Source organism: Candidatus Poribacteria bacterium (assembly GCA_021162805.1).
GTDB lineage: Bacteria > Poribacteria > WGA-4E > B28-G17 > B28-G17 > JAGGXZ01.
Map to the genome: position 1 here is coordinate 1 of JAGGXZ010000193.1, position 12,040 is coordinate 12,040.

Consider the following 12,040-nt stretch of genomic DNA (forward strand, 5'->3'; position numbering starts at 1 on the left):
GCCTTGAGGAACGTCTCCTGAGCCACGTCCTCTGCTTCATCCTGGTCCTGCAGTATGGAGAAGGCTGTGAGGCGTATGAGGTCGTAGTATCTTCTGACCAACTCCTCAAAGGCGGTTTTATCCCCTTGTAAGCTTCTCTGAACCAGTTCATTATCCCTCATTTTGACCTCCCACATATATAGATGCGGGAAAAGGAGAAATATTACAGGAAATTTCAGTCGGATGAATCTAAGCGGCTGGGTGATCTCTCACTTTCACTTCCCCCTTTGAGTTTATAGATTTTCACAAACTCAACTCCGTTTATCCGCACGGTATAATCCGGCGTTCGACTCCTGTAAAATTCCTCGTCCAATCCTAGTTCCTTCGCCACCTGGAGGTCTCTAATGTATATCACGTCATAATCGACAAATTGGGATGAAGTTTCACCTTTGAGGGATAGGGTTTCCCCTCGGAAATATCGCCTGAAGAAAAGAGCAGCCAGTGGAGAAACTCGGACGATAAGCTGATGGGCGTTCTTCTTACGATTAAGGTAAGAAGCAGCTTTATCTAGCCCCTCTCCTCTTCCCATCGTTGTTACCCTGACAACTCGTTTTGCCCCCCACAGAGGGTTGTAGTAGGAGGAGTAGTAAGGGTGCAACATCACAACGGTGAGAAATTGGCATACGATTAACCCCAAAAGCGCCATCAGGGAAATTGTTAATCCCACAATCTTTAAACCACCCATTTTGTATTTGTAAGAGAGAACTCCGGCTTTGATGAAGCGAATTGTCTCGTCCACGATTACCCACAGGCTTATCGTCGCCATGATGTCTAAGACAGGAGCTGATGGCAAAGCATACCGGCTCAATTTTTTAGCCGCCAGTGATATGGAGATGATGTATATAGGTATGAAAACCGCTGAGCAAAGATAAATCCTGAAGTTTAGCTCCTTCCCTCGATATCGTTTTGCCCACCACACTAATGGAAATCCCACAGCAGCTAGAAACAATACGACAGGTGTGCTGTAGATGGTGATCATAACGGGATAATAAAGCAGGCCAGGATCATATACCACTTTGCCTAAGAAGATTTGTGGAACCTCATGAGGGGTGGTCAACGCCCATTTCATCCTTCTGAAAACGATAGCAATCTCGACGAACATGAAGGGTAAAGCAAGGCACACACCAAAGACAGGGATCAGGGAGAACACCCAATCTCTCCTTTCGATCGAGCGATTACCCATTAACCGATATCCTTCGACAACAACGGCCAAAGCTGCAAGGATGAAAATTGGCGTTATTGGCAGCCGTATCGATCCGATCTTTACACTGGACACCCACAAAGCAGGCCAAAGGGCGACAGATGTTAGAATTGCAACACTTAACCAACTGAGGAAGCTCCAAATGAATTCGGATAGATCTCTTCTATCAAAAACACCTCCGGGTCTGCATAACATACGGTGCAAGATGAATCCGAAGGGGAAGTAAATGATGAGGGTGGTTGATGTCACCCTTGTGATGCAGGATAGCCCTAAACAGGCTCCGGAGATGAGGAGATAAACCCACTTCCTTTTCTCCCAATGGATCAGAAGCGCAAGTAGCGATAAGATCATAAATCCGGCGGCGAGCGCATCCGTATGAAGCCTCCTCGACTCCATCAAATACCAGGGGTCTAGGGCGAAGAAGAAACCAGCGGTAAGGGCTATCTTCAAGTTCGTTAAGCTCCTAAGAAGAAAGAAGAACGATAAAATCAAAGCGGTTGTAGCGACTGCCATGCCTGTCCTGACCCTTTGTAAATTCTCCTGTGAATCAAGCGGGAGCGGACTTCGTCCGCCTTCAAACATGAAAAGAACGTGCCGATATTTAGGATATAAGCTGAGAGCTCCTATCCATGTTGTGATGACACCGGGATGGAAAGATTGCACTGTTTCCTTCAAATCCCTCCGACTGATAGCCGAGGCAAAGCGGAGGGAGCGTCGAATCCATAAGATTTCATCGGGTGTCCAGTAGGCTCCGGGGGAGAGCCCCCTAGGTAAGAAAGCTATGATAGTGATACCTAAGGCACCAAGGGCTACAAGTATTCTCCTTCGATCCCTCATAGTACCCCTCATTTTAAATCCTGGGCCACCCTGAATCCGACGTCAAGCCTTCTCCATGTCGGCTTCTCATGGCGACGATAGGCGCACCGCATCTGACGGCGGTTACATCCCCACCCTCCTCCTCTTACGACCTTGTATTCCCCCTCATCCGGTCCTTTGGGATTCTTATAGGGACTCCTGCCGTAGTAGTTCTCATCATACCAATCGTTGACCCACTCCCACACGTTTCCGGCCATATCTAGGACTCCATAAGGGCTAGCTCCGGATGGAAAGCTCCCAACCCTCAACGGTCTGGCTATAGCCTTATAGAAGACCCTTGTGGCATCAAACTCGTTCCCCCATGGATAAACTCTTCCATCCGTTCCCCTCGCCGCCTTCTCCCACTCCGCCTCCGTCGGAAGTCTCATGCCAAGCCATTTGGCAAAGGCGTATGCCTCGTACCAACTGACCCCGACGACGGGCTTTTGAGGGTCATCGAACCCTCTCACCCTCCATCCTGCGGGATGTGTTATCATGTTCTCCTGGATGAACCTCCATCCTTCCGGAGTCCATAGCTCTTTTCTTTTGTATCCCCCGTCCATCACGAACGCTTTGAACATTTCGTTAGTCACTTCATACTTGGAGATACGGTATGAGCTGAGGAAAACCTTATGTTTCGGCTTTTGGTCGGGGTTATCGAGGGGATCATCGCTCCCCATTATGAACTCGCCCTCCGGGATGAGGACCATTTCCAACTTTTCTATCACATCCTCCTTGGAGAGCTCTTTCCCATGAACTCCCAAAGTTGGGATCACCAAAATCAGGATATAGATACAAAGCACCGATTTCCCCCTCATATTATCCCTCCACCTATTTGCTATGACTTATCCTTCCCCAGAATACTTCGTAGTTAAACCCTGGACTTTTTTCAAGAGTGTGGCATTCCCTACACTTTTCCTCTTTAACCCTTGCGTATTTTTCCAATGAAGGGTTCTCCACATGTCGTCTCCTTGGACCGTGACATGCTTCGCATCCTACGTTTGCCAGCGAGGGAGTCCTCTGATAATCCTCAAATCCTGATATCTCTCCATATCCGGTCGTGTGACAGATCACGCATTCTGGATCACTCTCATACCCTCTTCTGATGAGGGTTAGATAAGCCCTGGAGTGGGATGTTTCCCTCCATAAGGAGTACTCTTCCTTGTGGCACTTTTGACAACTTTCATTTCCGACGTAAGAAGAGCCGGAGGGAGTTGGAATACGCTTTATCCGATGAAGGAGATCAGCTTGTATCACCATTTGACGATAAAGATCCACTACATGTTTTATTTTCTCATCCTCACGGAGTTCCTCGGAAACAGGAATGATTTCATGGTGATAGTTTAATATCTTCCCATTTTGATCGAGGTTTACATCAAGCTTGCCCAAGAACTTCCCTTTTATCCCGGGATTGAAAATCAGACATTTACCCACCCTCATAGGTAACTCCAAGGGCTCATCCCGATGGTGACCCGCTATGATTATGTTTATTTCGGGTATTTCCATCGCTATCCTCTGAGCTTCGTCAAGATCTGCATGCGCCAGCACAACTATTAAATCCACCTTAGATCGGATTTCGTGGATGCTCTCCCTTAAAGCATCCACGAGATCCGTTAAACGGAGACGGTTGTCGGAATTGCTCAGCATAAGCTGGTAACGATCTGATATTCCACCTATCACCCCTATCTTGAACGCCTTCCGCCCTAAAGAATACTCTTTAATCAGGTGTCCTATAAACGGTTTTCGATCCTGCTCTGAAGGGATATCAATAGACGCATTGAGGCAAAGGAAATTCACTCCGATGGCCCCTTGTAGTTCTTTAAGCCTTTTAACACCAAGCGTAAGATCTCCCTCACCGAGGTTGAAGATTTCGTATCCCATTCTCTTCAGGGCCATCAGAGTCACCTCGTATTTGATCTCGTTTTGAACCCCTTTTTGAGCGATGATATCACCGTTGTGTAACAAAAGTAGATCGTCGCTTTTTCTTCGCAGCTCATTGATCAAGGATGCACGTCTTGCTATCCCCCCAAGCATCCCTTTAGCACACCCACAAGGTTCCAAATATCCCCTTTCCTCACCCGAATAGAGAATTGTTATAGTTTTCACCCTGGACTTAAGATGGAGGGAAACTAAGGCAGCGGCTATGGAGACTATGATCGCCGTTATTAAAACGGCGTGAATCCTTACCATCTCCCAATGATTCCATATACCGGTATTGAAATTTCAGATTGGCTTGGTATATCAGTCTTAACTAGAATTGTATCACGCAACGGACCTTCGGGAGCATTGCTTTTGATAGTAACTTCCAACTCATATTCTCGCCCTTCTTTCAGGGTTATTAATTTCGTGGAGAGATAAGGTGACTTAACTGAAACATCGACGATTTGGAATCTGCTTACATCCTTAGATGAAATCAGCACTTTACGTGAAGCTCCTTTCCCCTTCGGAACCATTCCGAAGAGAAGAGTAGGCGGGGAAACCTTTATCTTTTCTATCCTCTCAAACAAGATTGGCACCTCTATTTTGCTTGCATCAGGATGATCAGTATAGATGATAAGCTTCTCCATAAAGTGGAGTTTAGCGTTGGGTTTCACCGACACGGATAGCGCCACTTGATCATCGGCCTCCCTGCCCGATATGACCTCTGCTTGGATCCCAGGTGAACTCGTTTCAACCTTCGTGATCCGCAGCTTGTCTCCTGGGGGAACGGCGATAATAACCTGCTTTTCGAGTTTCGTCCCTTCCCCTCCGTATCTGAATAGAAGGCTGGCCGGGATCGGTTTGGGAACTCGTTTAGTTATACTTGTGATCGTGAGAAACATTACTGGATGAGAAGGATCGTTTGAGTGAACCTCGATGTATCTCGTTTTTCTCCCGCTTCCACCGGGGGATATATATGTGACCTTTATTCTCCCGATCTCGCCGGGATTGATCTTCTTCCTTGATATAAGAGCAGCTGCGCATCCGCAGGTGGATCTGACCGAAGATACGATGAGGGGTGTTTTACCCTCATTTCTGAAGGTGAATGTATGTGAAGCTTTCTGTCCAGGTCGAAGCTCGCCGAAATCGTGGCGTGCGTTATCAAAGCGAATATGAGGAGCTTTAGGATCTCGAACTGGAAGCTCAAGTAGAAGGGCTTCACCATCCCAGTTCCGATCGAACTCGCCTTTTGATAAGAGAGATGGAGGATCTGGATAGTTTATGACTCTAACTTTTCCATTGAGGAATTTATCGAAGAAGACGAATCGGCTGTCCTTCATCCTGACTATGGCAGGTTTTCCTCTGGATTTCAATTCATCAAGGGTCAACCTCACATGTTCCACATAGACTCCTTTCTGCCTAGCCGCTTGAGAAAGCCTCTCTGTGATATCCCCGGAGGCATATCGGACTAAATCGAAGGTTTCGCCAGCAGATGCTTTGACGCCAAGCACTTGGAGGGCAACTAAGAGGGCATAAGCGCCTGTTTCCAATTCACAGGGATGAACATCTGTCCTAGACTCCGACATTTTTACTTGATGGAAGGAAAAGCTCACAATGGCTAGAATCCCTCCGATAATAACAAACGCTATCACAAGCCAAGCTTTCTTCACCACTTTCACCCCCCTGATCATCGAACCTCGCTTAACGCTTCATATGCTACCCTCAGTTCGTCCTTGATATTTTCCGATAGCTCGGAGTTGGGCTCCTGTAGAATTCTTTGACACATCTCTATGAATCTCTTAGCCTCCTCAGGATGCTCCATATACCATTTCCGCCTCTCCTCAAGGGATGGGAGATAAGGCCGTCGTTCTTTATGGAAGTAATCATGCAGTTCCTGTCCATAATATAAAGATGCATGAGAGGGGGAAATATTACAAAAAAATTCACTCTCTATCCTGACCGCCGGTATCCCCCTGGATGCTGATCATCGGATAGACATAGCTCAAATCAGACCTGGATAGAACCACAAGCCATGAGACGGCGCTGATGCCATATGAGGTGATATCAGCTTGTCCATTTCCTGGATAGGTGTGGAGAGGTCCGCGTCTGAGAAGAAGATGAATTCCCCTTTGGAGGACAGAACTCCTTCTCTGATGGCGAATCCCTTGTCGAAGTTGCGAGGGAGGTGGATACATCTCAAGGTTTGATGCTCCCTGGCAAGCTGTTTTAAGATCTGATCTGTGTTGTCTTTGCTTCCGTCGTTGACGACGGTGATCTCAGCGGGGATCTTGCGGAGATGGAGGTATTGGATGATGGTTTGGATCGTTTCCTTTATCCTTCTCTCCTCGTTATAGGCTGGTATTATGATGGAGAGATAAACCTTCCGCAGCTTTGATCACCTCGATCCTTAACGGATGGATTCGTTGTGGATTACATTCTCCACGCTCAGCTCACCGCAGAGCGCGAGGAGCTTATCGCCTGAAACGTAGACGTCTAAAACAGGGCTGGGAATATACATACATATACCGACCGAGCGTTATAAATCTGTAAACCTTTTCGTTCCCAAGCGGCAGGTTATTTTCGTAGATCGGCGTTTTATATGCTACTGTGCGGCGGGGAATGAACCTTAATTCACCCAAGGAGTCAAAAAGGAGTTGGTGTAAAATGACGAAATTCCTTCCTCTAACCTTTTTCATCACATTGATTTCCCTTGCTTCTCTGACAGATGCAAGGGATGTAGGGGGAATTCTCAGGTTTAGCATGATCTGGGACAAGGCTGATAGCCCTATAGTCGTGAGGTCCGATGTGGTCGTTTCAAAAGGTGTTACACTCGAGATCAAACCCGGAGTTGAAGTGAAGTTCAAAGTGGGAACATCTCTCCATGTGAACGGCTGTCTGATAGCTCGAGGAACTGAGAAAGATCCAATATTGTTCACAGGTGCTGATTCGTCTGACCCGGGTGCATGGGGATATATATACTTTTCACCTAGCAGTGTGCCTGCTAAATATGATAGAGGCGGTAACTACATAAGTGGGAATATAATGGAGCACTGTGTGATACAGTATGGTGGAGGTGCAAAAATAGATGGCAATAGCGCTGCTATTATGATCAGCGGTACAGGATTGCTCCTGACTGATACAGTTATTGAAGATTGTAATGGTAGGGGTATAAGGAGCAGTGGCGATGCTAAGGTGAAAATTAATTCATGTACGATACGAGGGAATAAAGCCTCCGGCGATGGTGGGGGGATCTATGCCATCGGTGGCGGTGGAGGTGTGTTGACGATAACGAACAGTACGATACAAAGAAACTCAGCTTCCGGTAACGGCGGCGGAATTTATGTTACCGGTAACATACTGACGATAACAGGCAGTAAAATACAGGGGAACTTCGCCTTTGGTAATGGAGGTGGGATCTTCGCTTGTAATATGTATAATACCTCATTGGCAATAAGAAGCTGCACGATCCAAGAGAATATGGCTTCCGGCGGTGGGGGAATCTGCGCTGCTGGTAGCATATTGGAAATGACGGATGATGTGGTACAGAGAAATAAAGCTTTCAGCGATGGAGGAGGAATTTATATCTGTGGCATGTACGGTGGTAAAGCGAAGATAACAAGCTGCAAGATTCAGAAAAACGAAGCCAGAGGCAGCGGAGGAGGTGTTTTTGCGGCTGGCAACGCATTGACGATGATGGGCGATATAATAGAGGAAAACTCCGCCTCTGGTGGTGGAGGAGGAATTTGTGTTAGCGGTATGTATAGTGGTGGTGTGGTAATGATGACGAACTGTACGGTACGGAGGAATAAAGCCAGCAGTGGTGGAGGAATCTTCGCTGCTGGTAATACGCTGAAAATAACTGATAGCACAATACAGGAGAATTTTGCCTCTAAAAACGGCGGGGGAATCTGCGATAATGGCATGTATAGTGGCGGTGTAGTAACGATAACAGGTTGTGTCATACAGAGTAATATAGCTTCCGGCGATGGCGGAGGGATCTGCGCTGACGAAGCGACGACGATAAGAAACTGCCAGATAATTGGTAATAAGGCTCGAAATGCTTCCGCAGCTCGGTACCACGGAGGTGGAGATTTCACGGGGAATTTGATCATCATGAATAAGACAACAGGGACTGGAAACACGTGTACCGTCTATATAAAAGGTCGGTCTAACTTCAACTATAATGATATCTACGATAACAAAGCTGCCTATGAGCTTTATAATGACAATGGCGCTACAAGCAATCCGCTTAATGCCGAGAACAATTACTGGGGAACAGTAGATAAATCTGAGATCATATCTAGGATTTACAGCTTTTCGACTGACTTAAGCAAAGGTAAGGTTGACTATGACCCGTGGTTGCAGGAGCCTGCCTCCTCCACTTATGGAGATGGAGGAGTTGATAGCCCCAATGAGATAGATTTCGATCTTCCTGCCTTTGGTAAGATCTCTCCCCCAGGAGATATTGATGCATTCAAGTTTCATGCGAAAGAAGGAGATATAATCATCCTCACCGTGTCAGCTCAAAACATCGGATCATCCCTGAACTCCTACCTGCGTTTGTGGAACCCGAATGGCGAGCAACTGGCCTACAATGATAACATGTCCGATACCCTCGACTCCTATATAGGCTACCAGATTCCATCTGATGGGGAATACATAGTTGAAATAGGAGACACAGACGGGAAAGGAGGTGCTGACTACTTCTACTCCCTGCTGCTTCGACACGGCGGACAGGTAGCGGGAACGGTAGGTTCAACATTGAGCGTATCCGTCCCAAGAAGAAAGAACCTAACCGCCTGGATGTATCACGGTCTGAAGTTCGAATGTCAGAACGTCAATAGCGGATCAACCTATAGGTTCTCCATCTTCACTTCCATTGACGGTCAATATGGTTTCTTCCTACCCAAGGGGGATTACAAGGTCAAGGTTCTATTTGAAGATAGGGAGTGGTATTATGGAGGGACGGAAGATGAAGATCAGGCGGCCATTCTGAAAGTGGAAGAGAACAAGACTATTCATGTGGATTTTCCTCTCCCTCTTTCCAGATGGGGGTACGTTACAAGAGGATTGATATTAGGCCCACTCAGGGATACCGCTCATACGGAGGATGATATCAAGGAGGATTTTCTGGAGCCGGTTGGTGGTGAGGCCAAGGTCATGCCGAGGGCAGGGGATGTGTTCACGTTCAACGGAGAGGATCTCAGGTGGACAGCCTATGAGTTCTGTCCGGGATTGGTGTTGAATCAGCTATTTGGTGGTGGGCATGACACGGCATATATGGTGAGTTATCTTAAGTTCAGGGAAGGCGGTGAGGTTGACCTGTGGGTGGTGAATGATGATGATATCTCCATCTGGATAAACGATCAGAATATATGGGTTAAATCGATCACGGAGGGGTGGCCACATAATCGGGACAAGTTGAAGGTTGAGGTCAAGCCAGGATGGAATCGTTTATTGGTTAAGGTCAATAACAGGGGAGGAGCGTACTGGGGATTTTTTATTCGATTTCCTAATGTGAGGCCGGTGGAGATCTCACTTAATCCCGATGTGATGAGGTTGATAGGGGATGTATCCGGCAACGGACAAATCACCGCTTTCGATGCAGCTCTTATCCTTCAGTTTGTGGTTGGTATCATCGATCATCTGCCTGCGCCTTCCAACCTTCAAGTATCCTCATCACCTCACATCTTCTCCATTTCCTTACCCGATATTGCCGCTCATCCTGGAGAGGAAGTCAGGTTACCGATCACCATACAAGACGCTACGGGTCTGGTAGCCGGAGGGATGATTCTCGAGTACAACCCTGATGTCATCCAGGCTGAAGATGTCCTAGCGGGGGGTCTAACATCGGGAACATACTGGAAGGCAAACTTGAGCGAGGAAGGGGTGATAAGAATAGCCTTCGCGGGAGATAATGAGATGAGCGGAGGTGGGACGCTGTTTGAAATTAAGATGAGAGCTATCTCAGAAGGGGACGGGGAGGTGAAGGTGGAGAGGATATACTTATTCATGGATTGGGGGGTTAAAGTTGAGAGTGGCGAAGTGAAAGTAATACCTGAGGAGACGGTCTTACTTCAAAACTATCCAAATCCATTCAATCCGGAGACATGGATACCATTCAAACTAGCGGAGAATACCAGGGTAGAGATAGGGATATACGATATATCAGGCAGATTGGTGAGGAGGCTAAACCTGGGATATCTAAAAGCTGGAAGTTATGTCGATCGGAATGAAGCTGCACGCTGGGATGGAAGAAACGAAGTTGGTGAGAAGGTCTCGTCAGGGATTTACATCTACCGGATGAAAGTTGGAGCGCGTTCGTTCATTAAAAGGATGATCATATCGAAATGACATCGCTTGGATTTTTATAATAACGGTTACATTCTCAGGGGATGGTTCACAATCATGGTAACACTTTCGTAGGGCGGCACTTTATGTGCCGCCGTCTTCGGCGGGGGGTAAACCCCCGCCCTACGAGAAAAGTGTTACCATAATTCCCGAGGGATATGAACCATCCCCATTCTCAGACGATAAAGAGGGATATCATGTGTAATCGAGTGTTTTTCATCTTCACTTTGGTTTTCATAGCGGCGTGTTCCACTCCTCAAGGGAAATCACCGATAGTCATTAATGAAGAATTACTAACCATAAAGGTTCCGGACGATTATCGGACAATCACAGAAGCTATCTCAGCGGTTAAAGCACCGTGTAATATCTATGTAAAGCCTGGCGTATATAACGAGTCGATCTCGCTGAAATCAGGCATAACGCTTATAGGTTTAGGCAAAGATAGGAGTGAAACTATAATTCAGCCCAAAGGAAATTCGGCTGTGATAAAGGTTTCCTCAGCGAAAAATGTTCAGATTGGTAATTTAACCATTAATGTTCGTGCGCGGGCTAACTTTGGCATCCAAGTAAAAGATTCATCAGTCGTCATATACAATTGCATCATAGAAAATGCTATTGGTGGTACAGGTCTCGCAGCTCTTAATTCAGAAGTCAACATGCAAGATAGTTATATTAAAGTATGCGGTGCAGGCTTGAAATTTCGTACGACCTCAGTCTTGGTGAAAAACAATAGGATTAGAGCATGCGATATCGGCTTATACTTTCATGCAACCTCAGGCATAGTGGAAGACAATGAGATAACAATGAATAATTATGTTACAATCGAAGATTTCGATCCTAGAAGGGTACTGGTGTTTAGGAACAACAGGATTGATCGATCAGGAGTTTTAAGTATTAAAGGAACATCGACTACTAAGTTTAGAAATAATTATATCGGCGCTCATAATATGAGCATGATTATTGATCCCACAGCACAACCGGATTTTGGCACTAAGGATGACCTTGGAAAAAACACTATACTCTGTCTTATTAATGGATGGCGGGATGAAAACCCTATATATATGGTGGGGAATTACTGGGGTTCTAGATATGGGCCATTACCTCGGAAAATCTCGAAAGGTCTCAGAAGTTTTCTTATAGTGCAGCCTTGTCTAGCGGCTCCTCCTAGTGGTTCTAAACAAATGATGTTCTTTCGAGGTTATAACAACAATAGATAAATGCATGCTTCAAGCAGGTTGCCATTCACTCATCAACGCATATCTCCGCCGATATCCGTCAGCCCGACGATACCCACATCATCACCGTATCCGAGCCGATCGATCTGAAGCTCTCAGGCGATATGGAGGAGGACGTAAGGGCTAACACCGAACGGTTGATGAGGATGCTCGAGGAGCTCATATGCAGGTATCCGGATCAATGGCTGTGGGTGCATAATCGATGGAAGACCAAACCCGATCCCAAATGGATTGAAAGGAGAAGAAGCAGAGAACGAGCATCCACGGAATCCTGTTGAACTCATCTCCAAAGCGTGCTATACTGTAAAAGGACTATACTTTTGCACTTTTTTGTAAACGCTTGTTTCATGCGCCTCTGTGAGATCGGATGATAATCAGGTCCGGTGTCCGTAAAACAGCATGAAGCGAGCGTTTCTACCGAAGACAAACCCGGTTCGGA

Annotated in this window: 9 protein-coding genes; 3 read left to right on the plus strand and 6 right to left on the minus strand. The window is 46.5% G+C overall.

Annotation, left to right across the window (positions count from 1 at the left end; all coding sequences use genetic code 11):
* The 6 genes from J7M22_15870 to J7M22_15895 form a co-directional block, all read right to left on the minus strand.
* On the minus strand, positions 1-176 hold a 176-nt coding region (locus tag J7M22_15870), incomplete at its 3' end, for a helix-turn-helix domain-containing protein (GenBank protein ID MCD6508084.1).
* 38 nt (positions 177-214) lie between these two features.
* Positions 215-2,077 carry a glycosyltransferase family 39 protein gene (locus tag J7M22_15875; protein MCD6508085.1) on the minus strand — a complete coding sequence of 621 codons (1,863 nt, stop codon included), beginning with the start codon at positions 2,075-2,077 and terminating at the stop codon, positions 215-217.
* An 8-nt stretch (positions 2,078-2,085) separates the two neighbouring features.
* Positions 2,086-2,913, minus strand: coding sequence for a formylglycine-generating enzyme family protein (locus tag J7M22_15880; protein MCD6508086.1), 828 nt, complete (start codon positions 2,911-2,913; stop codon positions 2,086-2,088).
* Between the two features lie 13 nt (positions 2,914-2,926).
* Positions 2,927-4,285, minus strand: coding sequence for a hypothetical protein (locus J7M22_15885; GenBank protein ID MCD6508087.1), 1,359 nt, complete (start codon positions 4,283-4,285; stop codon positions 2,927-2,929).
* Positions 4,279-5,706 (minus strand): DUF1573 domain-containing protein, encoded by a 1,428-nt coding sequence (locus J7M22_15890; protein ID MCD6508088.1) that lies wholly within the window; start codon positions 5,704-5,706, stop codon positions 4,279-4,281. The genes J7M22_15885 and J7M22_15890 overlap by 7 nt, the downstream gene beginning before the upstream one ends.
* Positions 5,707-6,017: 311 nt before the next feature.
* Positions 6,018-6,404 carry a glycosyltransferase gene (locus J7M22_15895; GenBank protein MCD6508089.1) on the minus strand — a complete coding sequence of 129 codons (387 nt, stop codon included), beginning with the start codon at positions 6,402-6,404 and terminating at the stop codon, positions 6,018-6,020.
* Positions 6,405-6,679: 275 nt separating this feature from the next.
* Here J7M22_15895 and J7M22_15900 point away from each other — a divergent pair, with 275 nt between their 5' ends.
* The 3 genes from J7M22_15900 to J7M22_15910 all read left to right on the plus strand — a co-directional run bounded on the left by J7M22_15900 (position 6,680) and on the right by J7M22_15910 (position 11,879).
* Entirely contained in the window at positions 6,680-10,369 is a 3,690-nt protein-coding gene (locus tag J7M22_15900) for a pre-peptidase C-terminal domain-containing protein (GenBank protein ID MCD6508090.1), read from the plus strand.
* Positions 10,370-10,563: 194 nt separating this feature from the next.
* The gene (locus J7M22_15905) at positions 10,564-11,583 is read left to right on the plus strand and encodes a right-handed parallel beta-helix repeat-containing protein (GenBank protein ID MCD6508091.1); all 1,020 of its coding nucleotides are present in this window, start codon (positions 10,564-10,566) and stop codon (positions 11,581-11,583) included.
* Between the two features lie 122 nt (positions 11,584-11,705).
* Entirely contained in the window at positions 11,706-11,879 is a 174-nt protein-coding gene (locus J7M22_15910; protein MCD6508092.1) for a hypothetical protein, read from the plus strand.
* Positions 11,880-12,040 lie beyond the last annotated feature (161 nt).

What these genes read in the sequence shown, in the direction of transcription:
- J7M22_15885 (MCD6508087.1), bottom strand. Translation starts at nt 4,285, where the DNA reads ATGGTAAGGATTCACGCCGTTTTAATAACGGCGATCATAGTCTCCATA.
- J7M22_15875 (MCD6508085.1), bottom strand. Translation starts at nt 2,077, where the DNA reads ATGAGGGATCGAAGGAGAATACTTGTAGCCCTTGGTGCCTTAGGTATC.
- J7M22_15890 (MCD6508088.1), bottom strand. Translation starts at nt 5,706, where the DNA reads ATGATCAGGGGGGTGAAAGTGGTGAAGAAAGCTTGGCTTGTGATAGCG.
- J7M22_15905 (MCD6508091.1), top strand. Translation starts at nt 10,564, where the DNA reads ATGTGTAATCGAGTGTTTTTCATCTTCACTTTGGTTTTCATAGCGGCG.
- J7M22_15900 (MCD6508090.1), top strand. Translation starts at nt 6,680, where the DNA reads ATGACGAAATTCCTTCCTCTAACCTTTTTCATCACATTGATTTCCCTT.
- J7M22_15880 (MCD6508086.1), bottom strand. Translation starts at nt 2,913, where the DNA reads ATGAGGGGGAAATCGGTGCTTTGTATCTATATCCTGATTTTGGTGATC.
- J7M22_15910 (MCD6508092.1), top strand. Translation starts at nt 11,706, where the DNA reads ATGGAGGAGGACGTAAGGGCTAACACCGAACGGTTGATGAGGATGCTC.